The sequence below is a fragment of the Azospirillum sp. B4 genome (assembly GCF_000333275.1).
GTDB lineage: Bacteria > Pseudomonadota > Alphaproteobacteria > Azospirillales > Azospirillaceae > Nitrospirillum.
This window is the reverse complement of record NZ_BACU01000232.1, coordinates 1-1,017: the sequence shown is the minus strand read 5'-3', so window position 1 is coordinate 1,017 and position 1,017 is coordinate 1. Positions and strand designations below refer to the sequence as shown.

Annotated in this window: 2 protein-coding genes; both read left to right on the top strand. The window is 70.3% G+C overall.

What is annotated here, in order from left to right; translation table 11 throughout:
* The first annotated feature begins 177 nt into the window (after window positions 1-177).
* Window positions 178-402 (top strand): heme exporter protein CcmD, encoded by a 225-nt coding sequence (ccmD, locus tag I55_RS09850; RefSeq protein ID WP_252181093.1) that lies wholly within the window; start codon window positions 178-180, stop codon window positions 400-402.
* On the top strand, window positions 399-908 hold the full coding sequence (gene ccmE, locus I55_RS09845; RefSeq protein WP_044560361.1) for a cytochrome c maturation protein CcmE: 510 nt from the start codon (window positions 399-401) through the stop codon (window positions 906-908). Before ccmD ends, ccmE begins: the two co-directional genes overlap by 4 nt.
* The last annotated feature ends 109 nt before the right edge of the window (window positions 909-1,017 follow it).

Below are 1,017 nucleotides of genomic sequence, written 5' to 3'. Positions count from 1 at the left end.
GGGAATCCGGGCCGGCCTGGCCGCCCGCGGGGTGCAGACCCTGCGCCTGGGCCAGGCGGGATGATCCGGCCGGCCGATGGGACAAGAAGACCAACGGCGGTCGTTTCGGCGACGTGATAAGCTAATGGTTGCGCCACTTTCGCGGCCCTTCCGGGTTGCCAGGCTGTGGTTGAGAGTATGATGGACGGGTCCCTGTCGATGGGCGGATATGCCGCCTATGTCTGGTCATCCTACGGGGCGGCGGCGCTGGTGCTGGTCGGCCTGCTGGTGCTGAGCCTGACCGGCCTGCGCCGGGTGGAACGCACCCTGGCGACGCTGGAAGCGGCCAAGCCCCGCCGCAAGCGGGAGCCGAAGGTCGGTCCCGTCCCCACGGCGTCCCCGGCGACGGAGACCGCGCCATGACCCGCAAACGCCGCCGCATGATGATCCTGGCGCTGGCCCTGCTGGGCCTGGGCACCGCCACCGCGCTGACCCTGTCGGCCTTCCGCGACAACATCGTCTTCTTCTACAGCCCGTCCGACCTGGCGGCCAAGCCGCCGGGCGGGCGCACCGTGCGCATCGGCGGCCTGGTGGAAACCGGCAGCCTGAAGCGCGATGCCGGCGGACTGACCGTCACCTTCCAGGTGACCGACACCGCCAAGTCGCTGCCCGTCACCTACACCGGCATCCTGCCCGACCTGTTCCGCGAGGGGCAGGGCGTGGTGGCGGAGGGCAAGCTGGGCCCCGACGGCGTGTTCGCGGCCACGGAACTGCTGGCCAAGCATGATGAGAAGTACATGCCGCCGGACGTGGCCGACGCCCTGAAGCGCGCCGGCCACCCCGGCAAGCCGGGTGACGTGCCCGCCAGCGGCGCACCGGTGGCTGCGGGGGAGGAACACCAGACATCCACCCTGCGCACGAATCCCTGACGCCCTTCGGACTGGAACCCACCCCCTCCGGCGTCATCAGGTCGCGCACGGCCGCGAAATATTCCGGATAATGGGGCAGGCCGACATGCTCGAACATGCCGACCGACAC